The organism is Conexibacter woesei Iso977N (genome assembly GCF_000424625.1).
In the GTDB taxonomy this organism is placed as follows: domain Bacteria; phylum Actinomycetota; class Thermoleophilia; order Solirubrobacterales; family Solirubrobacteraceae; genus Baekduia; species Baekduia woesei_A.
Window position 1 is genome coordinate 1,164,870 of sequence record NZ_AUKG01000002.1, and the last position, 24,070, is coordinate 1,188,939.

A 24,070-nucleotide genomic window follows, 5' to 3' on the forward strand; every position below is an offset into this window, starting at 1 on the left:
CCACGAACCCCGGGCGGCGGGCGGCACACGCCGCCGCCCGGGAGTGGGGAGGCTCCGAAGCTAGATGGTGGCCTTGGCCGGATCGCCGACCGCCAGCGGCGTCGTGAAGACGATCACCGGCGGCTCGGCCAGCAGCGGCCCGACGACGCCGAACATCGCCTTGAGGTGCTCGGCCTGGCCGTGGGCCTCCAGCGCGTCCTGCGACGCCCACTTCTCGACGATCACGAAGCGCGCCGGGTTGGTGTTGTCCTCGTGCAGGGCGTAGGCGATGCAGCCGTCCTCGGCGTGCGTGCCCTCGATCCCGGTCCTCAGCGCGCCGAGCGCCTCCTCGCGGGCCTCGGGCCGGACGTTGACGATGGCGGTGACGACGACCTGCGCGGTGGATGACATGCGCGCACCCTAGTGTCCCGGTCCGCCGACGGTCACATGCGGGCTGCTCGCTGCACTTGTGCGTAGACGATGGACGAGCTGGTCCCGATCACCGACGCGGAGGGCTTCGTCGCGCTGTACCGGCGCGAGAGCCCGATGCTGCTCACGTTCTGCGCGCGGCGCGTGCTGGACGGCGAGACGGCGCTGGACCTCGTCGCCGAGACGTTCGCGCAGGCCTTCAAGGGGCGCAGGCAGTTCCGCGGCACGACCGAGGTCGAGGCGCGCGCCTGGCTGCTGACGATCGCCCGCCGCCAGATCGCGCGGTACATGGAGAAGGGCGCGCTCGATCGCAAGTTGGTGCAGAAGGTCGGGATGCAGGTCCCCACGATGGCGCCCGACGAGATCGCCGAGGTCGAGCGGCTCGCCGGCCTGCCGGACCTGCGCGCGCTGATCGGCGCCGAGCTGGCGAGGCTGACCGCCGACCAGCGCGAGGCGCTGCGCCTGCGCGTCGTCCAGGAGCTGCCCTACGACGAGGTCGCCGCGACCCTCGGCGTGTCCGAGCAGACCGCACGCGCCCGCGTCTCACGCGGCCTGCGCGCGCTCAACGCGGCGCTGGAGGGGGAGGGCGCATGAGCGACCAGCAGCCCCTGATCGCCCCGCTGGAGCGGCTCGGCCTCGAGGTCGAGCGGATGGCGCGCGCCGCCGAGCAGCCCGCGCGGCGCCGCCGCAGCGCGCGCCTGCGCCGCCCGCACGTCCGGCGCCCGGGCCTCGTGATCGCGCTCGTCCTGCTGCTCCTGCTCGCCGCCGCCGCGGCGATCGCCGCCTCGGGCCTGCTCTCGGGCGACCCCGTCAGGGACCACGGCCCGCGGCTCAGGCCCAACCAGGGCGTCGGCACGGTCCTCCCGGGCAGCGCGCGGCTGACGACCCTGCGCGTCGCCGACCCCGGCGGCGGCCCGCCGTGGGGGCTGCGGACGGTCCGCACGACGCGCGGGATGACCTGCGTGCAGGTCGGCCGGCTGGTCGGCGACCAACTTGGTGTCCTCGGTCAGGACGGCGCGTTCGCCAACGACGGCGCGTTCCACCCCCTGCCGCCGACGGTGATCGAGCGCGCGCAGTGCGTGCCGCGCGACGCGGCCGGCCACGCGTTCGTGTCGGTGTCCTTCCGCGGCGTGCCCGCCGCCGGCTTCGGCGGGACGTGCTCGCCCAACTGCCCGCGCGCCGAAGTCCGCTACCTCGTCTACGGGCTGCTCGGGCCGCACGGCACGGCCGTCGACTACCGGGACCCGGCGACCGGCCGCACCGTCACCCGGCACGCGGCCGGGCCCGACCACGCCTACCTCGTCGTCACGCGCCCGGACCACCCCGCGACGTGGGTGTCGTTCATGACGAGCACGCCCGGGCGCGACCTGACCGCCGTCCACTACGACGACGGCACGACCTGCGTCGTCCACGCGCCGAGGCTCTGCCCGCTGAAGGGCTACGCGAGCCCGGCCGCCGCCGCGACCGCGATCCCGCGCACGGCGATCCACGCGAGCATCGGCCCGAGCGGGAGGTTCGGGCTGCGGCCACTGGCCGTGAGCTTCCGCGCGCCCGTCGCGACGCGCACCGCGAACCGGTTCTACACCGTGTCGCTGAAGACGAGCGGCCGGCGCACCACCGCGCGCTGCGGCTTCGACCGCCTGTTCGCGTCGATCGAGGTGACGAGCCCCGCGGGCGCGACCGTGGGCCGCAGGCTGTACCTCAAGAAGCGCTGCCACGGCGTGCTGACGCTTACGATCCGCCTGCACCAGGCGGCTCCGGGCGGCGCGAACGAGGTGCCCTACAGCGCCTTGCCGGAGGACGCCAAGCGCGACCCGCTCGTCGGCACCGTGACCGTCCGGCCCTGACGCGACGCGTCGGACGCCGGCTCGGTCTCGACCGCCCGCTGCTTCAAGTACACCAAGATGCCCAGCGCCGCGCCCGCTGCGGTGAAGACCGCCCAGCCGACGCCCTGGCCGAGCTGCGCGGCGATCGGCGCCGGGCACGCGTCCGCGACGCCCCAGCCGATCCCGAACAGCAGCGCGCCGGCGACGTGGCGGCGCTCGACGGCGTCGCGCGCGTAGGTCAGGCGCTCGCCGCCGAAGACCGCGCGGCGCTCGCGCCGGCGCAACAGCGCCAGGCCGAGCCACGCCGTCGCGACCGCGGAGGCGAACATCAGGAACAGGTAGGACTGCTCGAACAGCAGCGCTTGGCGGATGACGACCGGCGACGCCATCCCGCTCCAGGAGATGACCACGCCGAAGACGATCCCGACCAGCGCGCCGACCGACACCTTCAACATCTAGATCAACCCCTTGATGACGAAGCTGACGGCGATCGCGGTCCCGAAGAACGTCGCGGTCGCGGCCAGCGAGGCGGGGGAGACCAGCGCGTTGCCGCTGAGCCCGTTGCCCGACGTGCAGCCGCCCGACAGCTTGGCGCCGTAGCCGATCAGCGTGCCCGCGGCGACCAGGATCGGCGCGATCACCCAGCGCGCGCCGCCCGTGAACGTGTCGGTCAGCCAGCCGTAGCCGTGGAAGTCCGGGCCGCCGGCGAGGACCGCGAACAGCGTCCCGCCGAGCAGGACGCCGAGCGCGAACCAGCCGCGCCAGTCGAACCGGACCGACCCGCGCGACAGCTTGCCGATCAGCTCCGAGAAGCCGCCGGTGACGCCCAGGCGCGCGTTGAACAGCAGGCGGACCGCCACGACGCACAGGCCCAGGACGGGCCCCGCGATCCACCACGCCAGCTGATGGTGCTCCATGCCGCGAGGGTAGCCGGGTAGGCTCGCGCCCATGGCCAAGGTCAAGTTGCACCGCTGCTCCTGGACGTTCCTGCACCACGACCTCGACGCGTGCTGGCGCGTGCAGAAGGCGCTGGACGAGCAGGGCGTCGAGTACGAGGTCGTCAAGCACGGCTTCGGGAAGGGCAAGCGCCCGCACGTCGAGGAGCTCAGCGGGCAGAGCAAGCTGCCGGTCCTGGAGGTCCAGGGCGGCGAGGTCTACCGCGAGGAGTCCAAGGAGATGGCGGCCCGGATCCGCGCGGGGGCGTTCGGCGCGGTCTAGCGCCGGCCTAGCCGCAGAACGGGCGCGTCCAGCCGCCGTTCCAGGTGATCCCGACGCGCGTGGACGGCGCGGCGGGGTCGGGCGCGAACGTCACGCGGTAGTCGGCGGCGCCGCCGCACTCGTCGCCGTCTTCGTTGGCCGAGTCGAGCCTGACCGTCCGGCCCAGGTCGGTCGGCGACAGCGCCCCGAACGTCCCGGCCACGGCGAGGTGCGAGCGCGCCGCGGGCGCCGAGGGCAGCGCCCCGATCGCCTCCGGGTCGGCCTGCGGCTGCTCGAGCGCGAAGACGACCGCGCCCGCCTTCGTCACCCACGCGGCGGTGGAGTCGTAGACGAACAGCCGCTGCACGCGTGCCTCGGAGGAACCGAGCGCGCGCGTGCCGAGCAGCCAGCGCTTGCCGTTCTCGGTCGAGCCCGCCCAGATCCGGTCGCCCCTGGCCGCCGGGACCGACCAGGCCGCGTGCGTCGGCTCCCACGCCAGCTTGCTCCCGGACTTCCACGGCCCGAGCCGCACGACGCGCTTGTGGCCGTACACCGTGGTGCACGAGTAGAGCGAGCCCCTCGCGTGCCAGGCCCGGCCGTACGAGTTGTGGAACAGCGTCCCGGCCTTCGCCGGGCACGTCGGCGCCCTGGCCGAAGCGCCCGCCGGGACGGCGAGCAGCGCGGCGGCGGCGAGCAGGGCGGGGGCGAGGCGGCGGACGGTCATGTCCAAGCACAACGGCCGCCGGCCGCGCAGGTTACGCGGCGGCGGCGGGCGGCTGCACGGTCGCCGGGCCCTGCCGGTACAACCCGTACAACAACGCGCAGAGCACCGCGGCCGCGCCCGCGTAGCCGACCTCGGCCCGCGTCAGCTCGCTGCCGACCAGCGGGATGACCATCCACACCACGAACAGCACCGCGGCGACCAGCCACGCGGCCGCCGCCTGCCCCGCCCGGCCGCGCGCCAGCGCCGCCTGGTTGAACGTCCCGGCGGTGAGGTGCAGCCCCATGCCGATCGCGATCACCGCGAGCCCGACGTGGGTGTAGCCCTCCTTGTCGAAGACGACGTGCAGCGCCCACGGGCCGATCGCCAGCAGGCCGACGGCGCACAGGCCGGCGAAGCCCCAGATCGCCAGGATCGTCGTCCGGATCGCGCGGTGGAACGCCTCGCCGCCCTCGGTCGCCTCGAGCCCCGCGAGGTGCGGCAGCAGCGACGTCTGGACCGCCTGGAAGAGCTGCAGCGGCGCGCGCGCGACCATCAGCGCGCTGAAGACGACGCCCGCCGTGGCGGAGTCCGGGACCAGCAGGACCGCCGCGTTGAGCAGCGTCTGCTCGGAGAGCTGGATCAGCGCGACCGAGCCCGCGAAGCCGGCCGACTCCTTCATCTCGCCGCGGTCGCGCTCGACCCCGGACGCGGCGGCGGCCGCGGCCTCGTGCCTGCCCAGCGCCCACGGGATCACGCACAGCGACGCCAGCGGCGCCGCGACGATGCCGAGCGCGACGGCGGTCTCACCGCTCGCGACGCCCACGGCGACGGCGACCGGGAAGCAGAAGCGCGACAGCGACTCGAACAGCACCAGGCCGCCGTAGAGCCCGAACCACTGGTGCCCGGCGAAGTAGCCGCGCGCGAAGTACGACGCCGCGTAGGCCATTGCCGCGCCGATGAAGATCCAGTACAGCGAGGACTCGCCGTCGAACAGGCCGTCCTTGATCGGCCCGTGCAGCGCCAGCGCGATGACGAGGAAGGCGAGGGCGAACGAGCCCTGGATCAGCGCCGGCGTCCGCAGCGGGTGCCCGGCGTTGATGCCGCGCGCGCGGCGGTCGGCGATCGTCCGCGAGAGCAGCTGCTCGACCGGCCGGTAGATCACCGACATGATCACGAACAGCAGCGACCACAGCAGCGAGATCCGCCCGTAGGCGTCCTCGTCCAGCACGTGGCCGGCGACGCCGAAGTAGGCGAACGTGAAGAGGCCGGTCGCCGCGATCCCGATCGACAGGATCCGGGCGCCCGACCCGTAGGACTTCTCGCCGCCCGTGGCCCCCGCGTCGCCGTCGGCGGACGCGGGGATCAGGTCATCGGGAGCCGTGGTGCCGCTACTGGCCAATGCGGACGAGGAGCATCGTCCACGGGAACGGCGACCGCGCCTCGACGACGGTCCCGTACCGGCCCAGCAGCTGCGTGAAGCTGCGCTTGGACCAGTGGTTCAGGTGGCCGGGCGTGTTGCCCAGGTCCTTCAGGTACGCGCCGCGGGCCATGTTCAGCCCGCGCCACAGCGGCTCGCGCGGGACGCTGACCAGCAGCCACTTCGACGCGATCCGCGCCATCTCGGAGACCGTGTGCTCGGGGTCCGGGACGTGCTCCAGGACCTCGATCGCCGTGGCGACCTCGAACTCGTTCTCGGCGAACGGGAGGTTCTCGGCCTTCATCACGACGTACTCGAGGCACGGGTGCTGGCGGCCCTTCCAGGCCTCGTGCAGCTGCGGGTCGTCGAGGTCGAGCCCGACGATCCGCTTCATGCCCGGCGTCTGCGCCCACTGGTGGGTCAGCACGCCCTCGCCGCAGCCGACGTCGAGCAGCGTCGTCGGCGCCGCCTTGGCGAACAGCTCCTCGAGCGTGTGCTCGAAGTTCGCCTGCAGCCTCTTGGCGAGCGGGTTGGTGGTGTTGTACTTGTCGTACGTGTTGCCGGTGACCGTGCCTTCTTGGTCCACGGTGACGGTCGGAGGGGTCATAGCTTGAGGGCCTCTCGTTCCTCGGTGCGGCCGGCCTGCGCGCCGGTGGTGGCCTGCTGGCCGGTGTCGCGCGCGCCGGGCTCGTAGTGGGACGGGGGAACGCCGAGCTGGAGCTCGATGCGCCGGACGCGCTCGAAGATCCGCTGGCTCATGATGCGCTGGCCGTACAGGAGGTCGCCGATGATCCCGAGGACCCCGACGACGACCGACGCGTTGAACAGCACGGCGCCGAAGATCAGCGACTGCACGTGGCCGGCGCCCTCGCCGTCGGCGTAGGCGATCACGAAGCGCACGAACGGGATCAGCGCCAGCACGAACAGCAGCAGCGCGAAGTACGAGAACACCTTCAGCGGCTCGTACTGGGTGTAGATGCGCGTGATCGCGACCGCGTTGCGGCGCACGTACGACGACATCGACGGGAACAGCCGCGACTCGCGCGTCTTCGGGTTGGTCCGGATCGCGACGTGGTCGGTGGCGACCAGCAGCTTGCCGGCCTGGATGATCGTCTCCAAGGTGTAGGTGTACTTGGAGACGACCGCCATCTGGATCGCGGCCTCGCGGTTGTAGGCGCGGAAGCCGGAGGTCGTGTCGGGCACGTCGGTGTTCGACGCCTGGCGCACGACCCACGAGCCGAGGTTCTGCAGCCGCTTCTTCAGCGGCGAGAAGTGCTCGATCGTGTCGGTCTCGCGGTCGCCGACGACCATGTCGGCGCGGCCGGCGATGATCGGCTCGACCAGCTTCGGGATGTCGCCGCCGAAGTACTGGTTGTCGGCGTCGGTGTTGACGATGACGTCGGCGCCGAGCTTGAGGCAGGCGTCGAGGCCCGCCTGGAACCCGGCGGCCAGGCCCTTGTTGTTCGTCAGCTTGACGATGTGGTCGACGCCGTTGGCACGCGCGACCTCGATCGTGCGGTCGGTGGAGCCGTCGTCGATGACGAGCCACTCGACCGTGTCGAAGCCGGGGACCTCACGGGGGAGGTCTGCCAGCGTGCCGGGCAGCGTCTCCTCCTCGTTGAGGCAGGGGATCTGGATGATGAGCTTCATGAGAAGGATGGGGACGGCACGCGGGGGAACGCCGAGCTGGGCGAAGGCGTGCCGTACACTCGCGAGCCCAGTATCTCAGGTGCCGGGGACGCTAGCGGGTTGCCGTAAAACGTCCTAACACGGCCCGGGGTGCTGACCCTCGACGACTGCATGGAGAGCGCGACGCTCACCTCGCCGCGCCCCGGGCACGGCTTCTTCGCGCGGCTGAAAGCCGTGCCGGAACGCGTTTGGGCGCGAGCCGGCTTCGCGCTGCTCTGCTTCGGGGCGCTCATCGCCTACGTGGTGTACCCCACGTATCCGAACTACGACTCGGCCTACGCGCTGGTCTGGGGCCGGGAAGTGGTGCATGGGATCGCGCCGTCCTTCGACGCCTACCGCGCGCCGACCCAGCATCCGCTGGCCGTCGCGGCGGGCGCGCTGCTGTCGCTGCTGGGCGGATCGGTCGCGCCGCACGCGTGGCTGCTGCTGACCGTCGGCGCGTTCTGCCTGCTGATCGCAGGCGTCTACCGGCTCGGCCGCGCGGCGTTCGGGCCGTGGGTCGGGCTGGTCGCGGCCCTGTTGGTGATGTCGCGCCTGGACTACGCGTTCCTGGCCGCGCGCGGCTACATCGACGTCCCGTACCTGGCGCTGATCGCCTGGGCAGCGGCGCTGGAGACGGCGAAGTGGCGGCGCGGCGGGGTCGTCTGGGTCCTGCTCGCGGTCGCGGGGCTGCTGCGCCCGGAGGCGTGGCTGCTGCTGGCCGCCTACTGGCTCTGGTGTGGCTGGCCGCTGCGTCGTGCGTGGCGCGCGAACCTCGGGACGCTCGCCCGGACCGCCGCCTACGCCGCGATCGCGCCGGTGCTCTGGGTCGCGGTCGACTGGATCGCCACCGGCCATCCGCTGTTCAGCCTCCAGCACACCTCGTCGCTGGCCAACGACCTGCAGCGCACCAAGCCCGCCTCGCAGGCGCCGTCGTTCGCGCTGCACTCGCTCGACGGGACGCTGAAGTGGCCGGTCCTGCTCGGCGCGATCGCGGGCGTGGTCCTGGCGTGGGTCTACGCCCGCCGCCGCGCCGCGATCCTGTTCGCGCTCGCCGCGTCCGGGCTGATCACGTTCTTCGCGATCGCCGTCGCCGGGCTGAGCGTCATCGACCGCTACCTCGCCGCGTCCGCGCTGGCCCTGCTCGTCTTCGCCGGCTTCGCGATCGCCGGCTTCACGATCCTGGACCGCGCGCACCCGCTGCGCCGCGCCTGGATCGGCGCCGCGTGCGTCGTCGCGCTGGGCGGTGCCGCGTTCACGGCCACGCACCTTCATCCTGGGTACATCAACCGCGAGCTGAAGACCCGCCGGGAGCTGCGCCAGGAGCTGGCGCGCGACGTCTCCTCGCCCGCCTTCGCCGCCGCCCGTGCCCGCTGCGGCTCCACGATCTACGTGCCCAACCACAAGCTGATCCCCGACGTCCGCTGGATCCTGCATGCTGACCAGGACGCGGTCGTCGCGCGGTCGAGCCTGCGCGACTTCGGCGCAACCGCGCGCGGCGTCCACGTGTTCGTGGATGGCGCGAGCATGTTGACGAACTCGACCTACGGCCCGTTCGTCCCCGGCTCGCGCGACGATGCACGGATCCAGGACCCTGGCCCGGACCTCCGGGTGATCTCCCGCAGCCCCCATTTCGTGACCTATGCCTCCTGCTGACGCCGCCGCCGCGACGGCGTCCCGCCCGAACCCCGCGACCGCCCCCGAAGGCGGCCGCTTCGCACGCGTGCTCGGGCTGCCGTGGCCGGCGATCCTGCTGGCGCTGCTCGCGCTGGCCACCCTGATCGGGTTCTTCGTGTACCCGATGTACCCCAACTACGACAGCTACTACAGCTTGATCTGGGGCCGGGAGATCCTGCACGGCCACCTGCCGAGCTTCGACGAGTACCAGTCGCCGACCGAGCACCCGCTGGCCGTCGCGTTCGGCGCGCTGCTGTCGATCCTCGGCCGCCACGGCGACCGCGTGATGGTCTTCTGCACGCTCGCGTCGTTCGTCGTGCTGTGCGCCGGGATCTACCAGGTCGGGCGACGCGCGTTCACGCCGCTGGTCGGCCTCGCCGCCGCGGCGATCCTGTGCACGCGCTTCGACTTCCCGTTCCTGGCCGCGCGCGCCTACATCGACATCCCGTACCTGGCGTTCGTCGTCTGGGCGGCGGCGTTCGAGCTGGCCAAGCCGCGGCGCGGTGGTGTCGTCTGGTGGCTGCTGGCCGCCGCCGGATTGATGCGCCCGGAGGCCTGGCTGATCATCGGGATCTACTTCCTGTGGATGTGCAGCGGCGAGCTCGGCGCCGACCATCCGGACGCCGCCACGCGCTGGCGCCGCTGGGCCAAGTACGCCGCGTGGGCGGCGATCGGGCCGTTCGTGTGGGTGCTGACCGACTTCGTCGTCACCGGCCACCCGTTCTTCTCGCTGCAGCACACGACGGGCCTGGCCGAGGAGCTGGGGCGGACCAAGGGCCTGGCCGAGGTGCCGGAGGCGACGCGCAGGTTCTTCCTGAACCTCGCCAAGGCGCCGGTGCTCTACGCGGGCATCGCGGGCTTCCTGGCGTCGCTGGTCCTGGTCCCGCGCCGCGTGCTGATGCCGCTGGCGCTGTGGCTGATCGGGACCGGGACGTTCGTCCTGGTCGGGATCGCCGGGCTCTCGGTGATCGACCGCTACCTGCTGGTCCCGACGCTGATGGTGATGGTCTTCGCGGGCTTCACGCTCGCGGGCTGGACGACGCTGCGCCCGGGCTGGTGGGTCCGGAAGGTCTGGGCGATCGTGGCCTTCGGCGTGATCGTCTACGGCGGCGTCTTCACCGCCACGAGGGTCAACTTCCACAACTTCGACGCCGAGCTGAGGCTGCGCGGCAACTCGCACCGCTCGCTCGTGCAGCTGCTCGACAGGCCCGAGGTCCGGGCGGGCATGAGGTGCGGCCCGGTCTCGACCCCGAACCACAAGCTGATCCCGGACACGCGCTGGATCCTCGACGCGTCGCCCAAGCAGGTCATCGCGCGCGCCGACGACCGCCAGTCGGACCGCATCAAGCAGGGCGTGTCGATCTTCGTGGTCGACCGCGGCGCGCTGCTGCGCCAGGCGCTGGTGGCCGACACCGACGACCCGTTCGACAACGTGCCGCTGCCCGGCTTCCACAGGCGCGCGTTCACGTCCTACTACGCCGCGTATGTCCGCTGTCGATGAGGGCGTGACGGCCGAGCACGCAGCCCTCGGCGACGACGCGCCGGTCGGCGAGGACGCGGCGCGGCGCGCGGTCCGGCGCGCCGACCGTGCGGAGAGGCTGCGCTGGGCGCCGTGGGTCCTGCTGCTGCTGGTCGCCTCGTTCGTGCTGCGCGTCTGGGGCGCGAAGCAGGGGCTGCCGTACGCGTACAACGCCGACGAGAACGCGCACTTCGTGCCGAAGGCGATCGGGCTCTTCGACCACGGCTGGAACCCGCACTACTTCGTCAACCCGCCCGCGTACACGTACGTGTTGCACCTCGTGTTCGACGTGTGGTTCGGCGGCCGCGCGGGCGTCAGCGCGTCGTTCGCGAAGGACCCGACCGACGTCTTCCTGGTCGCGCGCGTCGTGAGCGCCGCCTTCGGGACCGCTGCGGTGTGGTTCCTGTACCTGGCGGGCGCCAAGCTGTTCGAGGACCGCCGGATCGGGTTCCTGGCCGCGGGGCTGCTGGGCGTCGGCTTCCTGCCGGTCTTCTACTCGCACCTGGCGCTCAACGACGTCCCGACGCTGGCGCCGATCTGCCTGGCGCTCTACGGCGTGGCGGGGATCGTCCGGCAGGGGCGCGTGCGCGACTTCCTGTGGGCCGGGATCGGCCTCGGGCTGGCGTGCGCGACGAAGTACACGGGCGGGATCGTGCTGCTGCCGATCCTCGCGGCGGCCGGCGGCTGGCTGTTCGGGCGGCGCAGGCTGCGCGCGACCACGCTGGTGGGCGGGCTGTTCCTGACGGCGCTGTTCGCGCTGATCGCGTTCGCCGCGCTCAACCCCTATGCCCTGCTCGACTTCAGCGGGTTCAGGGACGGGCTCAACCACCAGACCTCGGTCGCCGACGACGCGCTGGGCAAGCTCGGGCTGACCGAGAACAACGGGCTCGAGTACTACCTCTGGACGCTGACGTGGGGGCTGGGCTGGATCCCGGCGATCGCCGCGGCGTTCGGCGTCGTGCTGACCGCGCGCGACAACTGGCGGATCGCGCTCGTGCTGGTCCCGGCGCCGGTGCTGTTCCTGCTGTTCATGGGCACCCAGGAGCGCTACTTCGGGCGCTGGCTGATGCCGGTGTTCCCGATGATCTGCCTGCTCGCCGCCTACGCGCTGCTGCGCGGCGCCGACTGGGTCGGGCGCCGGCGGCCGGTCCTGGCGCCCACGATGCTGGTGCTCGCCGCCGCGCTGCTGTGCGGGCAGGGGCTCGTCTACTCGCTGCACAGCGCGAAGGTGCTGTCGCGCGAGGACACGCGCAACATGGCCCGGACGTGGCTGGTCGACCACGTGCCGCCGAAGACGAAGATCGTCGTCGAGCCGGTCGTCCCCGACGGCTGGGCGCAGGACGTCGGGCACCCGTCGCCGCTGACGTCCAACGGCAACCGCTGGGTGAAGTTCCCGACGTCGCGCTCGAACATCGCCAACGACGGCTCGGAGATCCCGGGGCCGGGGCGGATCGTCAACATCGAGGACTACGAGCGGACGCTCTACCCGGGCCTCGTCGACCAGTACGAGCAGGGCGGCTACTGCTGGGTGGTCGTCGGCTCGACGCAGCGCGGGCGCGCGGAGGTCGACGCGGCCGCCGTGCCGAGGGCGCTGGCGTACTACAGGGAGCTCGAGGCTCGGTCCGACACGGCGTTCGTGGCGTCGCCCTACCGCGACGGCGCAGGGCCCGTGAACTTCAACTTCGACTGGTCGTTCGACTTCTACCCGCTGGCCTACGACCGGCCCGGGCCGACGATGACGATCTACCACCTCAAGGGCGGGCGCTGCGCGGGCGGCTGAGGCCGCGCCGTGAGCCCTATCCTCCTGCGTGGTGCAGCGGACCGACACCGACCATCAGCATCTCTCGCGGGCGATCGACCTCGCGACCCGGGGCCGTGGTCGGGTGCATCCCAACCCGGTCGTGGGCGCCGTCGTCGTCAAGGACGGGGTCGTCCTGGGCGAGGGCTGGCATGCCGAGTACGGCGGGCCGCACGCGGAGGTCAACGCGATCGCCGCCTGCAACGGGGCCGACCTGTCCGGCGCGACGATCTACGTGTCGCTGGAGCCGTGCTGCCACACCGGGAAGACCGGGCCGTGCACGGAGGCGATCATGGCCGCGGGGATCTCGCGCGTCGTGGTGGCCAGCGACGACCCGACCGGCAAGGCGTCCGGGCGGGGTCTGGGGATCCTGCGCGACGAGGGCGTGACGGTCGACGTCGCGGGCGGCGAGCTGGCCGAGCGCGCGCGGCTCGCCAACCAGGCGTTCCGCAAGCACGCGCGGACCGGTAGGCCGTGGGTGTTGTTCAAGTCCGCGATGACGCTCGACGGCAAGGTCGCGACGCGCACGGGCGACTCGAAGTGGATCTCTTCTGAAGCTTCCCGGGCCCTGGCCCACAAGTGGCGCGCGTCGGTCGACGCGGTGGCGGTCGGGATCGGGACGGCGCTGGCCGACGACCCGCAGCTGACGGCGCGGATCGAGGCCGATCCCGCGGCCGGCGAGCTGAAGCAGCCGCGTCGTGTCGTCTTCGACGCGACGGGCCGGCTGCCGCTGGACTCGAAGCTCGTGGCCCAGGCGCCGGAGATCCCGCTGACCGTCGTCGTGTCCCGTGCGGCGCCGCGTTCCGCGTGCGACGCGCTGGAGACCGCGGGCGCCGACGTGATCGTCGCGACCGGCGAGAACGAGCCGGCGCGGGTGAGGTCGGCGCTGGACGCGCTGGGAGACGCCGGCGTTCACGCCATCTTGCTCGAGGGCGGGCCGCACCTGGCGGGCGCGTTCCTCGACGCGGGGGAGATCGACGAGGTCCGGCTGTTCCTGGCGCCGTTGCTGCTCGGCGGATCGAAGGCGCGCGATCCGCTGGAGGGCGAGGGCGTGGAGAAGATCAGCGAGGCGCTGCGCGCGCTGACGCTGGACTGCGAGCGCGTCGCCGACGACGTCCTGATCAGCGCCCGTCTGCGGGAGTGGTAGTCGATGTTCACGGGACTTGTTGAGGATCTTGGAGAAGTCGTCGCGGTCGACGCGGGCGCCGAGGGCTCGGTCCTGACGGTCGCCTCGAGGCTGACCGACGAAGTCGGGCTGGGCGACTCGGTCGCGGTCAACGGCGTCTGCCTGACCGCGACGCGGATCGAGGACGGCCGCATGTCCTTCGACGTCATGCTGGAGTCGCTGCGGCGCTCGTCGCTCGGCGGCGTCGAGGTCGGCTCGGGCGTGAACCTCGAGCTGGCGATGAAGGCCGGCGCGCGCCTGGGCGGTCACATCATGCAGGGGCATGTCGATGGCATTGGGTCGGTCTCCGGCATTGCCGAGGACGGCTTCTCGCGCGTCGTGACGATCGACGCGCCCGCAGACTTGTTGAAGTACGTGGTGGAGAAGGGCTCGATCGCCGTGGACGGGATCAGCCTGACCGTGTCGCGGGTCGATGACACGTCGTTCGACGTGTCGTTGATCCCGGAGACGCTCGAACGCACCAACCTGGGCGGCACCGCTGTGGGCCGCACCGTGAACCTGGAGGTCGACGTCGTGGCCAAGTACGTGGAGAAGCTCGTCGGGGTGCATGCCCGATGAAGCCGACCGGTGAGGTCGCGCGCGAGGACGTGAGGTTCTCGACGATCGAGGAGGCGCTGGAGGACATCGCCGCCGGCAAGATGATCGTGGTCGTCGACGACGAGGACCGCGAGAACGAGGGCGACGTCGTCATGGCGGCGGAGTTCGTCACCGCCGACGACATCAACTTCATGACGCGCCAGGCGGGCGGCTGGATCTGTCTCACGCTGACGCCGGACCGCTGCGACGAGCTCGGCCTCGAGCTGATGTCCTTGAAGAACGAGTCCGCGCACGAGACGCCGTTCACGGTCACGATCGAGGCGCGCGAGGGCGTCACCACCGGCATCTCGACCGCCGACCAGGCGACGACGATCCGGACCGCGGTCGCGCCGGACAAGGGCAAGGCCGACATCGTGGTCCCGGGCCACGTGCATCCTTTGAAGGCGCGCGAGGGCGGCGTGCTGGAGCGCACGGGGCACACCGAGGCGTCGGTCGACCTCGCGCGGCTGGCGGGCGTCATGCCCGCGGGCGTGATCTGCGAGGTGCAGAACGAGGACGGCTCGATGGCGCGCGTCGGCGACCTCGCCGCGTACTGCCACAAGCACGGCTTCAAGATGATCACGATCGCCGACCTGATCGCCTACCGGCGGCGGCACGACAAGCTCGTGGAGCGCGTGGTCTCGACGTCGATGCCGACCGGCTTCGGCGACTTCACCGTGTACGGGTACCGGTCGCTGGTCGACGACAAGCACCACGTCGCGATGGTCAAGGGTGACGTCGAGGGCAAGGAGGACGTGCTGGTGCGCGTACACTCCGAGTGCCTGACCGGTGACGTCTTCCATTCGCTGCGCTGCGACTGCGGCGAGCAGCTGGAGAGCGCGCTGTCGATGATCGAGGCCGAGGGCGAGGGCGTCCTGCTGTACCTCGCCCAGGAGGGGCGCGGCATCGGCCTGCTCAACAAGCTCAAGGCCTACAAGTTGCAGGAGGAGGGCTACGACACCGTCGACGCCAACCTCAAGCTGGGGCTCCCGGCGGACCTGCGCGACTACGGCATCGGCGCACAGATCCTGGCCGACCTCGGGCTGTCGTCGCTGCGGATCCTGACCAACAACCCCAAGAAGATCCGCGGGTTGGAGGGCTACGGGCTGCGGGTGACCGACCAGGTCCCGATCGCGCACGCGCCGAACCCGCACAACGAGCGGTACCTGCGCACGAAGGCCGAGCGGATGGGGCACACGCTGCACCACCAGGGGCTGGCGCTCGACGAGGAGATGCTCCACGACGAGCACGTGCGCGACGAGGAGAAGGGCGCGTGAGGTTCGCCATCTGCGTTGCGCGGTTCTACGAGGACCTGGCGGAGCGGCTGATCGACGGGGCGGAGGACGTTCTCGCCGAGAAGTGCGTCATCGAGACGGACGTCGACATTTTTGATGTTCCCGGCGCCTACGAGCTGCCGCTGGCCGCGCAGTTCGCCGCGGAGTCGGGGAAGTACGACGGGGTCGTGTGCCTCGGCGCCGTGATCAGGGGCGAGACGACGCACTACGACTACGTCTGCGGCGAGAGCGCCCGCGGGATCCAGGACGTCCAGCTGAGGACCGGCGTGCCGTGCTCGTTTGGCGTGTTGACGGTCAACAACAAGGACCAGGCGCTGGCCCGGTCCGGCGGGGACAAGCGCAACTCGGGCGCGCACGCCGCGGAGGCCGTGCTGGCGCTGCTTGAGATCAAGAGACAACTGGCGCCCACCACCTCCTGACTCGCGGTACGCTCGGTCCTGCTGTGAGCCTCGAAGTCGTCGCGATCCTCCTGACGCTCCTCGTCCACATCCTGGGCGCGGCCGTCCTCGTGAAGGTCCTCCTGGACGGCGAGCAGATCGACTGGCGCGGAACCCTGTTCCCCCGCGACGACGACGGCGGCCCACCGAAGTGGGACCCACCGGAGCCAGAGCCGGACCCGTCGGGCGGCAGCCTGCCGCTGCCGGAGTCGTCCCCCTCGCGCTTCCGCCTCCGCCGCAAGGGCACCCCTTCCTACCCGAAGCCCCCTCGCCGCCCGGCCCATACGCCCGAGCGCACCCCGGACCGCGAACCCGCGTCCCACTGACCGCCTCCGGCGCATCGATCGACGCGCCTCCTCGCCTGCTGCAGCGCGACCGCTTCTGGCCGCGCTCGGCCGCAGCGTCTCTGCCGACCTGCCGCTACCAATCGTGAGTTCCTGCAGCGTGGCGACCGCTCTGCGGTCCTCCGCCGGCGCCGCACATCGCTAGACGCGCCTACTCGCTGCGGGTCGCGCCACCGGCCCTGGCCGCGACCGGCGGCAGCGCCTCCGGCGCGGCGGAGAACATGCGCGCCAGCGTCTCGCCGACGCGTTCGCGGACGACGAGGGCGCTGCGTTGGACGTGGGCGCGCATGAAGGCGGCGGAGGCGTCGGCGTCGCCGGCCAGGACGAGGTCGATGATCTCGAGGTGCTCGGCGATCGTTGCGCCGATGCGCTCGTCCTCGGTGAAGTCGTGGATGCGCAGGACGCGGATGCGCTCGTTGGTCGCGCGCAGCATCCGGGTCGCCGTCGCGTTGCCGGAGGCGCCGGCGATGCGCTCGTGGAAGGACTCGTCGCGGTGGACGAAGTCGGGCGTCCGGAGCGTCTCGGGCGCGGTCCTCCACTGCGCCCGCAAGGCAAGCCAATCATGTTGGACCGCCTCCAGCAGCTCGCGGTCGCCGCCGGTCGACGCGCGGCGCGCGGTCAGCTCCTCCAGCGCCAGCCGGACGTCGTAGACCTCCTGCATCGTCCGGACGTCCGGCAGCCGCGGCCGCAGCCCGCCGGCCGGATCCCGGACGAGATGCCCGTCGCCCTCCAGGCGCCGCAGCGCCTCCCGGACCGGTGTGCGCGACGTCGCGTACTCGGCGGCCAGCTGGACCTCGACCAGCCGCTCGCCCGCGGGCAGCTCGCCGGCCAGCAGGCGATCGCGGATCTCCGTGTAGACCCGCTCGGCCTGCGAGACCGACCCGGCCGCGGCGGCGCCGCCGCTCAAGCCGGCACCGCCGCCACCCGCGCGTCCAGCTCCTCGATCGCGGCCTCGAACGCCTCGAACGGCGGGTGCGTCACGCCGCCGCCGATCTGCCCGACGCCCGGTTCGCGGTGCGCGATCCCGGTGTGGACCGGCGGGCGGATCCCGGTGTCGACGACCAGCCGCGCGTCCACGCCGAGGATCGCGGGCACGGGCGCGGGCTCGTACAGCCGCAGGTCCGGGTGGTCGGCGGCCGCGATCGTCCGGAAGCGCTGCATCAGCCCGGGCGCGTCGTCGAAGCTCAGCCCGACCGACGGGGCCGCCAGCGGCGACGCGCTCAGCGCCAGCGCGCCCAACCCGTACACCTCGACGATCGCGCTGTCGCCCAGGTCGGGGTTCATGTCCTCCAAGGTGTAGGGGTCGATCAGGCGCGCCGGATCCGGGAGCGCGGCGGGACCCACGAACCACTGCGAGCCGGTCCCGCTGAGCTGGATCCCGACCTCGACGCCGTTGCGCGCGATCACGGTCAGCAGCGACGACCCCGGCACGTCGGCCGCGCACACCATCGCGAGCTTCGCGCTGACCATCGCCAGGTTGAGGAAGAACTGGCCGTTGTTGAGGATGAACGCCCGGACGTCCTCCGGCAGCCACGGCGCGAGCGCGTCGTGGGCCAGCCTCGACCCCGCTTCGGTGCGGTGGTGGCACTCGTCGCCGAGCTCCAGCGCGCGGCCCTGGACCTCCAGCAGGTCCAGCGGCCCGTGCTCGCGCAGCGCGCCGGCCAGCGCGGGGCCGAGCACGTCGCGCATCCACTCCAGCCGCGCGACGACCTCCGGCCCGTCGGCGCCGTAGCGCAGGACCTTCCCGGAGCCCTCGTTGAGCGGGCACCACGCCTCGCGGCCGGTCGCCGCGTCGCGCGCGACGAGCACCGGCATCGACGCGGTCACGGCGCCGGACATCGGCCCGACGCCGCCCATGTCGTGGTTGGGCCGGACGTCGATCGCGCCCGCGTCGAGCAGGTCCAGCGCCGCAGCCGCGTCGGGGGCGCGGCCCTCGATCGCCAGCGCGACGGCCAGCGCGGTGCGCATCGGCGCGCACATCGCGCGCGGGTGGATCGGCGGCCCGGCGTGGCCGACCGCGCCCGCGGCCAGCGCGGGCACGACGTCGCCCGCCGGGCGCACGTCCACCAACAACGGCCGGGCCGCGGCGAGGGCGGCGACGGCGGGATCGCCTGCGGCATGCAGCTCTGTGTGCATGGGGGCAACCTACGGGCGACCGCCGGTCCTGCCCTTGGACACGCGGGCCAGGATCGCGCCGCCCCGTTTGGACCGCTGGCCTTGCGGTCCATGGGGTTTCCGCCTCGCTGTCCGATGAGCCGGCCACACCGGCCGCGTTAGCTTCGCGCCGCCGTCGACACCACTGCATACAGCCCCGGAGAGGCCATGACCATCAGCGTTCCCGCTGCGCCCTACGACTTCGAGCTGGACCCCGCGAGCACCGCGCTCGTCATCATCGACATGCAGCGCGACTTCCTCTACCCAGGCGGCTTCGGCTCGCTCCTGGGCAATGACGTTGCCTTGCTCCAGACCACGATCGCGCCGCTGCAGCGCGTCCTGGCCGCCGCCCGCGCCGCCGGGATGGCGGTGATCCACACCCGCGAGGGCCATCGCCCGGACCTGACCGACGCGCCGCCGGCCAAGCTCGCCCGCGGCCGACTGGCGTGCGGGATCGGCGACCCCGGCCCGTTCGGCCGGATCCTCGTCCGCGGCGAGGAGGGCCACGACATCATCGACGAGCTCGCGCCCGCCGAGGGCGAGCCGGTCCTCGACAAGCCCGGCAAGGGCGCGTTCTACGCCACCGACCTGGAGCTGCTGCTGCGCAACCGCGGGATCACGCGGCTGGTCGTGACCGGCGTGACGACCGAGGTCTGCGTCCACACGACCGTCCGCGAGGCCAACGACCGCGGGTTCGAGTGCCTCGTCCTGGCCGACTGCGTCGGCTCGTACTTCCCGGAGTTCCACGAGGTCGGCCTGAAGATGATCGCCGCGCAGGGCGGGATCTTCGGCTGGGTCGCCCCGTCGGCAGCGCTGCTGGAGCAGCTGCCCGTGCCCACCACCACCATCGCCTAGAGCAAGGACTACATCATGAGTAGCGACACCTACGTGTTGCCCGCCTCCGGGGGCAGCGCGTCGCCGCGCCTGCCCTTCTGGACGCGCGGCGACCTGAACGCCTTCTTCGGCCTCGGCATCAACATGTTGGTCAACGTCCTGGTGCTGGCGGGCCTGGCCGCCGGCGTCGTCAACATCCCGGCCCACGACGTCTACCGCGTGATCCTCCCGGCGCTCGGCGTCGAGCTGCTGGTCGGCAACGTCTTCTACTTCTACCTCGCGCGCCGCCTGGCGGCGAAGGAGAACCGGACCGACGTCGCCGCGATGCCCTACGGGCCCAGCGTCCCGCACATGTTCATCGTCACGTTCGTGATCATGTTGCCGACCTACCTGCAGACCAGGGACGCGGTCAAGGCGTGGGAGGCGGGGCTGGCCTGGGCGTTCATCATCGGCTTGATCATCCTGGTGGGCGCGTTCGTCGGGCCCTACCTGCGCAAGTACACGCCGCGGGCGGCGTTGTTGGGGACCTTGGCCGGCATCTCCATCACCTTCATCTCGATGCGGCCGGCGTCCCAGATGTGGGAGGCCGCGTGGATCGCGCTGCCGGTGCTGACGCTCATCCTGATCGGCTTCGTCTCGGGCGTGCGCCTTCCGGGCAACGTGCCGATGGGGATCGTGGCGCTCGGCGCCGGCACCGCGATCGCCTGGATCGGTGGCTACATGGACGGGGATGCCGTGTCGCACGGGGTCGATCAGATCGCGGTCGGCCTGCCGTCGCTGGACATCGGGCGGTTGAGCGACGGGCTGTCGTCGATCTCGCCGCTGCTGGCCACGGCGATCCCGTTGGGCATCTACAACTTCATGGAGGCGATGTCGAACGTGGAGAGCGCGGCGGCCGCGGGCGACAGGTACAACCTGCGCGCGGTGCTGCTGGCCGACGGCACGGGCGCGATCGTCGGCGCGATCGCCGGTTGCCCGTTCCCGCCCGCGGTGTACATCGGGCAGCCGGGGTGGAAGGAGGCCGGTGGGCGGATCTCGTACTCGCTCGCGACCGGCGTCGTGATCTTCCTGCTGTGCGCGCTCGGGTTCTTCCCGCTGCTGGCGGCGGTCCTGCCGATCCCGGCGATCGTCCCGATCCTGTTGTTCATCGGGTTGGTCATCGGCGCGCAGTCCTTCCGAGCGGTTCCGAAGGCCTACTACCCGGCGGTCGTGATCGCGATGGTCCCGAACGTGGCGTCGTGGGGCGTCGGGCAGGTCGACAACGCGTTGGCCGCGGCGGGGACGAGCGCGTCGCAGGTCGGGTTCGACAAGCTGTCGGCGGCGGGGACGATCTACGGCGGGATGAACACGCTCGGGCAGGGCGCGGTCCTGGTCGGGATGGTCCTGGCGGCGATCACGGTGTTCATCGTCGACCGGAAGTTCCTGTGGGCCGCGGCGTTCAGCGCGTTCGGCGGCGTGCTCACGTTGGTGGGGTTGATCCACTCGCCGAAGGTCCACGTGTTCAGCGGCGAGAGGGTCGCGCTCGGCTACGGGTTCGCGGCGGTCGTCTGCCTGGCGTTCGCGTGGCTGAAGCCGCCGCTGCGTGAGCTGGATCCGAACGACCCGGAGGACGTGGCCGGCGCCGCGTTCGAGGGTGGGGCGGAGGAGTACGAGACGGCGCCGGCGGTCAACGGCGCGCGGGCGCCGGAGCCGGTGGGCGTCTAGCGCGGTCGCTGCGCCGCCACCGCGGCCCAGGCACCGTCGGCGATCAGGCCGGCGGTGCCGGGGTCGGTGAGGTCGATCGCGCCGGCGCGCGCGTGCTGGGCGGTGATGACCGGCCAGTTCAGGCACCCGAGGACGAGGGCTGAGAGGACGCGGACGGGGCCGTCGACGACGGTCCCGTCCCGTTGTCCCTCCTGGAGGAGGGCGTCGAGGATCCGGATGGGGTAGGGGAAGTCGGCGGGCAGGGCGGAGAGGAAGCGATGCTGGTGGCCCAGCACGAAGGCATGGGCATTGGGTTGCTCGTTGCGCTCGGTGAGGTTCTGGCGGGCGAGCGCCTTCACGCGCTCCTCGACGCTCAGCGTGGTGTCGCCGGCGATCGTTGCGAACGCCTCGGCGGTCCGCCGCATGTGGGTCGCGAAGAGGTCGGCGGCGACCGCCTCCTTGGATGGGTAGTGGCGGTACAGCGCTGCGTCGCTGACCCCGGCGCGCGCCGCGATCTGCCTGACGCGCGCGGCGTCGTAGCCGTGCTCGGCGAAGACCGCGAGCGCGGCGTCGAGGATCTCGCCCTGGCGTGACGGGCGCGGCACTTAGAGCGTCACCGTCGCTTCCAGCCGCGCCGCGGACTCGCGGTCGTGGCTGGGGAGGAACACCGTCGGATGCCTCGCCGCGTGACCCAGCACCATGTTCATGGTGTTGCGCGCGACGCCCGCCTTCGGGCTCACGCCGTCGACCTGGACCGCGCGCAGCTGCGCCTCGTCGTAGGCGACGTCGCCCGCGAGTAGGACGTGGTGGTCGCCCTGGTCGACCAGGACCGACACGTGCCCGGCGGTGTGGCCCGGCGTCGCGACGACGTGCACGCCGCCGGCGATCGCCTTGCTGCGCGCGAAGCCGCCGACCGGCCCGTCGTCGAGGTCGATCGCCTCGGGCGCGAAGCCGTCGGGCAGCGGCTGGCCCGTGATCCGCCGCGCGAGCCGCGCCTCCGCCGACCGGATCACCTTCGCCTCCTCGCGCGAGATCACGACCCGCGCGTCGCCCAGCCGCGGGACGCCGTCGGCGTGATCGCCATGGACATGGGTCAACACCACCATGTCGAGGTCGCCGACCGCGAAGCCGGCGGCCTCGACCTGCTTGTCGATCTCATCCGCCGCCGTCACCCGGAACCGCGCGAACGGCGCGTCCCTCACACCCGCGGTCTCGCCGCTGTCGACGAGGATCAACCGGTCGCCCGCCTCGACCAGCCACGCGTGGATCGGCAGTGGCCCGAGCATCGGCCCCTTCCTCATCACCTTGGCCCGCCGTGTCAGACCTGTCCCCGTCGTCAACGCCTCGGAGACCTCGACGACACCCGTGCGCAACGCGTGGATCCGCATGCCAACGAGTCTAAGTGAACGTTCGCTTACTTTGCAAGCGACGGCGTGACGACGCGCGGCGGAGCGAGGCTCAGCCGTTGCCGGGGAAGCCGCCGGGACCGGCGGCGTTGTGCTTCGGGTGCGGCTTCTTCGCCGGGCCGTGCTGCTTGGCGGGCGTCTGGCCGGCGGCGGCCTGCGCGGTCTTGAGCTCCTGCTCGACGATCCCGCGCTTGTAGCTGGAGAGCTTCAGGCGCTCCTGCAGATACGGGATCGCGTCCGCGGGGCGGCCGGCGAGGCGGAGGGCCCAGCCCAGGTTGTAGAGGGAGTAGACGTAGTCGGTGGACTTGGTCTGGCCCTCGGACCGGAACGTGTCGACGGCCTTCCGGATCAGCGGGACCGCGGCGGCCGGGTTGCCGGGCAGCATCGCGTAGCCGGTGTTGTTGAGCTCGGCGGGGGAGCGGGAGTCCGACGAGGCGGGCGACGCGGTGGTCGTCGTCGGCGCGGGCGTCGCGGAGCTCGGCGTGGCGGCGGGCGCCGAAGACGACGGCTCGCTGGCCGCCGCGCGCTGCACGGCGTCGCCGCTCGGCGCGCCCTGCGACTTCGACGCGGTCGCGTGCGGCGCCGCCTGCGCCCTGCCGCCGTCGTTGCCGTTGTCGCCGATCAGCGCGGCACCGGCGCCCACGACGATGCAGCCGACGGTCAGCGCCGCCAACATGAAGGCCTTGCGATGCGGGTTGCGCGGCCTCGCGACCGGCTCCCTGCGGAACCCGGCCTCGGCGCCCGCCGCAGCCGGCACCGGGACGGCGACCGGCGTGCGGTCGCGCGCGAAGCGTCCGTTCTCGCGGTCGTTCCACTCCGGTCCGGAGACGCGGCGCGTCGGCGCGTCGTCGCGCCCGGAGGAGCCGCGCGCCACGCGCGTCGGCGCGGACTCCGCTCCGGAGGCGCGGCGCGTCGTGGCCATCTGGCCCGTCGGCGCGGCCGCCGGGCCGAGCGCGTCCTCCAGCGCGTCGACGAACGCGCTCGCCGACTCCGGCCGGTCCTCGGGCGCGCGCGACAGGCCCCAGCGCAGGGCGTCGGCGGCCGCGGGCGAGTGGCCGGTCAAGGTGATGGGGTCGCTCTCGACCCGCGCGCGGGCCTGGGCGATCGCGGTGTCGCCGACGAACGGGCGCCTCCCGCACAGCAGCTCGTAGGCGACGACGGCCAGCGAGAACCGGTCCGACGCCGGCGTCGCGGCGCGGCCGCGCGCCTGCTCGGGCGACAGGTACGCGGCGGTCCCGAGCACCTGGCCCGCGATCGTCACCTGCGTCTCGCCCGCGAGCGAGGCGATCCCGAAGTCCCCGACGCCGAGCTTGCCGTTCTCGTCCAGCAGCAGGTTGCCCGGCTTGACGTCGCGGTGGACGATGTCCGCCGCGTGCGCGGCATCCAGCGCACCCGCGGTCTCGCGCAGCCAGCGCAGCGCCAGCGGGACCGGGATCACGCCGTCCCCACGCAGACGATCGGCGACCGTCCCGCCCGCGAAGTGCTCCATGACGATGAACGCCGTGCCGTCGTGCTCGCCGATGTCGAAGATCGTCACGACGTTGGCGTGGTCGCTGACCCGCGCGGCCGCGCGGGCCTCGCGCGTGAACCGGCGGCGCGCCGCGTCGTCCTCGGCGTAACCGGCTGCCAGCACCTTCACCGCGACCAGGCGCTCCAGCAGGGAGTCCTCGGCCGCCCAGACCGTGGCCATGCCGCCGTTGGCGATGTGGCGCACGACCCGGTAGCGCGGAGGCAGGTCGACCTGCTGCTGCGAGAGGGCGGGCATCGGGTGCCGATTACCCTAGCCACCGAGAGGTCACACCAGACCCGACCATCGCCACAAGATCCCACCAACCCTGTGTCGGAAATGCACGGTTGCATGCGGGGTCGAACCCGATGGTCCGAGCACGGCAAAAGGGGCGGCCGAGGGGCGGCCGACGGTCCGCCAGCGCAAGCCGCTAGA

At 72.4% G+C, this 24,070-nt stretch carries 25 protein-coding genes; 13 read left to right on the forward strand and 12 right to left on the reverse strand.

Annotated features, from left to right (window positions below; translation table 11 throughout):
- Nucleotides 1-60: 60 nt before the first annotated feature.
- A complete protein-coding gene (locus H030_RS0117885) occupies nucleotides 61-390 on the reverse strand; it encodes a putative quinol monooxygenase (RefSeq protein WP_027007114.1) in 330 nt (109 codons plus the stop codon).
- A 69-nt stretch (nucleotides 391-459) separates the two neighbouring features.
- Here H030_RS0117885 and H030_RS37425 point away from each other — a divergent pair, with 69 nt between their 5' ends.
- Both H030_RS37425 and H030_RS0117895 read left to right on the forward strand, forming a co-directional pair.
- Nucleotides 460-1,002: an RNA polymerase sigma factor gene (locus tag H030_RS37425; protein WP_051223035.1), complete on the forward strand. Its 543-nt coding sequence runs from the start codon at nucleotides 460-462 to the stop codon at nucleotides 1,000-1,002.
- Nucleotides 999-2,255, forward strand: coding sequence for a hypothetical protein (locus H030_RS0117895; protein ID WP_027007115.1), 1,257 nt, complete (start codon nucleotides 999-1,001; stop codon nucleotides 2,253-2,255). The genes H030_RS37425 and H030_RS0117895 overlap by 4 nt, the downstream gene beginning before the upstream one ends.
- Here H030_RS0117895 and H030_RS33180 read toward each other — a convergent pair.
- Together H030_RS33180 and H030_RS0117910 are read right to left on the reverse strand one after the other, a co-directional pair.
- A complete protein-coding gene (locus tag H030_RS33180) occupies nucleotides 2,189-2,689 on the reverse strand; it encodes a DUF6691 family protein (protein WP_051223037.1) in 501 nt (166 codons plus the stop codon). The two genes, H030_RS0117895 and H030_RS33180, sit on opposite strands and share 67 nt — an antisense overlap.
- A complete protein-coding gene (locus H030_RS0117910; protein WP_027007116.1) occupies nucleotides 2,690-3,151 on the reverse strand; it encodes a YeeE/YedE family protein in 462 nt (153 codons plus the stop codon).
- A gap of 31 nt (nucleotides 3,152-3,182) precedes the next feature.
- Between H030_RS0117910 and H030_RS33185 the strand changes: the two genes are divergently transcribed.
- A complete protein-coding gene (locus H030_RS33185; RefSeq protein WP_035127900.1) occupies nucleotides 3,183-3,452 on the forward strand; it encodes a glutathione S-transferase N-terminal domain-containing protein in 270 nt (89 codons plus the stop codon).
- A gap of 7 nt (nucleotides 3,453-3,459) precedes the next feature.
- On the opposite strand, the gene H030_RS0117920 is transcribed toward H030_RS33185, so the two are convergent.
- From H030_RS0117920 to H030_RS0117935, 4 genes are read right to left on the reverse strand one after another with little or no spacing between them, the layout of a single operon-like run.
- Nucleotides 3,460-4,155: a hypothetical protein gene (locus H030_RS0117920; protein ID WP_027007117.1), complete on the reverse strand. Its 696-nt coding sequence runs from the start codon at nucleotides 4,153-4,155 to the stop codon at nucleotides 3,460-3,462.
- A 31-nt stretch (nucleotides 4,156-4,186) separates the two neighbouring features.
- Nucleotides 4,187-5,533, reverse strand: coding sequence for a hypothetical protein (locus H030_RS0117925; RefSeq protein ID WP_027007118.1), 1,347 nt, complete (start codon nucleotides 5,531-5,533; stop codon nucleotides 4,187-4,189).
- Entirely contained in the window at nucleotides 5,523-6,158 is a 636-nt protein-coding gene (locus H030_RS0117930) for a class I SAM-dependent methyltransferase (protein ID WP_035127902.1), read from the reverse strand. The genes H030_RS0117925 and H030_RS0117930 overlap by 11 nt, the downstream gene beginning before the upstream one ends.
- Nucleotides 6,155-7,201 (reverse strand): glycosyltransferase family 2 protein, encoded by a 1,047-nt coding sequence (locus tag H030_RS0117935; RefSeq protein ID WP_027007120.1) that lies wholly within the window; start codon nucleotides 7,199-7,201, stop codon nucleotides 6,155-6,157. Before H030_RS0117935 ends, H030_RS0117930 begins: the two co-directional genes overlap by 4 nt.
- Before the next feature lie 129 nt (nucleotides 7,202-7,330).
- Between H030_RS0117935 and H030_RS0117940 the strand changes: the two genes are divergently transcribed.
- The 8 genes from H030_RS0117940 to H030_RS0117975 are packed head-to-tail and all read left to right on the forward strand — an operon-like array spanning nucleotide 7,331 to nucleotide 16,033.
- Nucleotides 7,331-8,875, forward strand: a complete 1,545-nt coding sequence (locus tag H030_RS0117940) for a hypothetical protein (RefSeq protein WP_027007121.1) — start codon at nucleotides 7,331-7,333, stop codon at nucleotides 8,873-8,875.
- Nucleotides 8,862-10,397: a hypothetical protein gene (locus H030_RS0117945; protein WP_027007122.1), complete on the forward strand. Its 1,536-nt coding sequence runs from the start codon at nucleotides 8,862-8,864 to the stop codon at nucleotides 10,395-10,397. Before H030_RS0117940 ends, H030_RS0117945 begins: the two co-directional genes overlap by 14 nt.
- Entirely contained in the window at nucleotides 10,381-12,195 is a 1,815-nt protein-coding gene (locus H030_RS0117950) for an ArnT family glycosyltransferase (protein ID WP_027007123.1), read from the forward strand. The genes H030_RS0117945 and H030_RS0117950 overlap by 17 nt, the downstream gene beginning before the upstream one ends.
- Before the next feature lie 31 nt (nucleotides 12,196-12,226).
- On the forward strand, nucleotides 12,227-13,360 hold the full coding sequence (ribD, locus tag H030_RS0117955) for a bifunctional diaminohydroxyphosphoribosylaminopyrimidine deaminase/5-amino-6-(5-phosphoribosylamino)uracil reductase RibD (protein ID WP_051223039.1): 1,134 nt from the start codon (nucleotides 12,227-12,229) through the stop codon (nucleotides 13,358-13,360).
- 3 nt (nucleotides 13,361-13,363) lie between these two features.
- Nucleotides 13,364-13,957, forward strand: a complete 594-nt coding sequence (locus H030_RS0117960; RefSeq protein WP_027007125.1) for a riboflavin synthase — start codon at nucleotides 13,364-13,366, stop codon at nucleotides 13,955-13,957.
- A complete protein-coding gene (locus H030_RS33190; RefSeq protein WP_035127906.1) occupies nucleotides 13,954-15,252 on the forward strand; it encodes a bifunctional 3,4-dihydroxy-2-butanone-4-phosphate synthase/GTP cyclohydrolase II in 1,299 nt (432 codons plus the stop codon). The genes H030_RS0117960 and H030_RS33190 overlap by 4 nt, the downstream gene beginning before the upstream one ends.
- The gene (gene ribH / locus H030_RS33195) at nucleotides 15,249-15,689 is read left to right on the forward strand and encodes a 6,7-dimethyl-8-ribityllumazine synthase (protein ID WP_035127908.1); all 441 of its coding nucleotides are present in this window, start codon (nucleotides 15,249-15,251) and stop codon (nucleotides 15,687-15,689) included. The genes H030_RS33190 and ribH overlap by 4 nt, the downstream gene beginning before the upstream one ends.
- A gap of 23 nt (nucleotides 15,690-15,712) precedes the next feature.
- Nucleotides 15,713-16,033, forward strand: a complete 321-nt coding sequence (locus tag H030_RS0117975) for a hypothetical protein (RefSeq protein ID WP_027007126.1) — start codon at nucleotides 15,713-15,715, stop codon at nucleotides 16,031-16,033.
- A gap of 169 nt (nucleotides 16,034-16,202) precedes the next feature.
- On the opposite strand, the gene H030_RS39780 is transcribed toward H030_RS0117975, so the two are convergent.
- Nucleotides 16,203-16,958, reverse strand: coding sequence for a GntR family transcriptional regulator (locus H030_RS39780; RefSeq protein WP_051223041.1), 756 nt, complete (start codon nucleotides 16,956-16,958; stop codon nucleotides 16,203-16,205).
- Nucleotides 16,955-18,187, reverse strand: coding sequence for a DUF1116 domain-containing protein (locus H030_RS0117985; protein ID WP_027007127.1), 1,233 nt, complete (start codon nucleotides 18,185-18,187; stop codon nucleotides 16,955-16,957). Before H030_RS0117985 ends, H030_RS39780 begins: the two co-directional genes overlap by 4 nt.
- A 186-nt stretch (nucleotides 18,188-18,373) precedes the next feature.
- Between H030_RS0117985 and H030_RS0117990 the strand changes: the two genes are divergently transcribed.
- A complete protein-coding gene (locus H030_RS0117990; protein WP_027007128.1) occupies nucleotides 18,374-19,060 on the forward strand; it encodes a cysteine hydrolase family protein in 687 nt (228 codons plus the stop codon).
- A gap of 15 nt (nucleotides 19,061-19,075) precedes the next feature.
- Nucleotides 19,076-20,743 (forward strand): hypothetical protein, encoded by a 1,668-nt coding sequence (locus H030_RS33205; RefSeq protein WP_051223043.1) that lies wholly within the window; start codon nucleotides 19,076-19,078, stop codon nucleotides 20,741-20,743.
- On the opposite strand, the gene H030_RS37430 is transcribed toward H030_RS33205, so the two are convergent.
- The 3 genes from H030_RS37430 to H030_RS37435 all read right to left on the reverse strand — a co-directional run bounded on the left by H030_RS37430 (nucleotide 20,740) and on the right by H030_RS37435 (nucleotide 23,893).
- Entirely contained in the window at nucleotides 20,740-21,327 is a 588-nt protein-coding gene (locus H030_RS37430) for a TetR/AcrR family transcriptional regulator (protein ID WP_027007129.1), read from the reverse strand. The genes H030_RS33205 and H030_RS37430 overlap by 4 nt on opposite strands.
- Nucleotides 21,328-22,008: an MBL fold metallo-hydrolase gene (locus tag H030_RS0118005; RefSeq protein ID WP_196809179.1), complete on the reverse strand. Its 681-nt coding sequence runs from the start codon at nucleotides 22,006-22,008 to the stop codon at nucleotides 21,328-21,330.
- A gap of 172 nt (nucleotides 22,009-22,180) precedes the next feature.
- A complete protein-coding gene (locus tag H030_RS37435) occupies nucleotides 22,181-23,893 on the reverse strand; it encodes a serine/threonine-protein kinase (protein WP_051223045.1) in 1,713 nt (570 codons plus the stop codon).
- Nucleotides 23,894-24,070: the final 177 nt, after the last annotated feature.